Origin of the sequence: Phenylobacterium sp., from assembly GCF_030693805.1 — a bacterium.
GTDB lineage: Bacteria > Pseudomonadota > Alphaproteobacteria > Caulobacterales > Caulobacteraceae > Phenylobacterium.
Genome location: NZ_JAUXZW010000105.1, coordinates 1 through 1095, shown reverse-complemented (window position 1 = coordinate 1095; position 1095 = coordinate 1). Strand labels below are relative to the sequence as shown.

General features: G+C 64.9%; 1 protein-coding gene. It reads right to left on the bottom strand.

The annotated features are described in order from the left end of the window. Positions 1-834 (bottom strand): YheT family hydrolase (locus Q8M88_RS04490; RefSeq protein ID WP_305595050.1); only part of this gene is annotated, 834 nt, incomplete at its 3' end. Positions 835-1095 lie beyond the last annotated feature (261 nt).

Genomic DNA, 1095 nt, shown 5'->3' with positions numbered 1-1095 from the left:
CGCGTCGGGCCGCGGCAGGCTGCCGGCCGGCACGAAGGGGTCGTTGCGTGCATTCAACGCGAGTGCCGGAATGCGGATGCGGTGCAGGTGCGGCTTGGCCGAGGCCCGTTCCCAGTAGTCTTCGGTGCTCTTGAAGCCGTGCAATGGCGCGGTGAAGAGCTTGTCGAAGGTGTAGAGATCACGCGCACGCAGCAAGGCGTCGCGATCGAACAGGCCAGGGTGTTGATGCCACTTGGCCAGGGCCTTGGGTTTCATGGTGCGCAGGAACATGCGCGTGTAGACCTGCCGGTTGAAACCGCGCCCGATCGCATGGCCGCCAGCGGCCAGGTCCAGCGGTGAGCACACACTGGCCACGGCGCTGACGACCGTAGCAGCGGCTTCGCCCAGTTCGCCAGCCCAGCGCATCAGGGCATTGCCGCCCAGCGAGATGCCCAGGGCCACGATGGGGCCGGCATGTCGGCTGCGCAATTGCCGCAGGATCCAGTCGATTTCCTGCCAGTCACCCGAGTGGTAGGCGCGCGGCCCGCGGTTGAGTTCACCGCTGCAACCCCGGAAATGCGGTACGGCATAGGACAGGCCCCGCTCTCGTGCAAAGCCGGCAAAGGCCTGTGCGTACTGGCTTTGCGAAGAGCCTTCCAGCCCATGAAAGAGCACGAGCAAGGTGTTACCTGCCGGGCCTTGCAGCCAGTCGACATCGATGAAATCGCCATCCGGTGTGTCCCAGCGCTCGCGCCGGAACTGCGGTGGCGGTCCCTGCACGCGGCGTGCATACAGCGCGGCCCAGATGGTCTGCAGATGCCCGCCGGGCAGCCAGCGAGGTGAGGTGTAGTTCATGCCAGATATGTCCGATCGCCTGATTTTCCTCCAGCGCGCCCGTCCTGCCCGTCGTCAGTGCATTTTCGCCAGCGCCCGCCGAAAAGACAAAGGCCCTGCGTTCACACGTCAGGGCCTTTGGTGCAGTGCGGTCGCGTGGACCGCAGCTGAACTGGATTTACTTCTTCTGCAGGAACTTGCGAGCCGCCGCCATCTCGGCCACGGCAATGGCCAGCTCGGAGGTAGCGCGAGCGATATCGATCTCGCTCTTGGCGTTCTTGA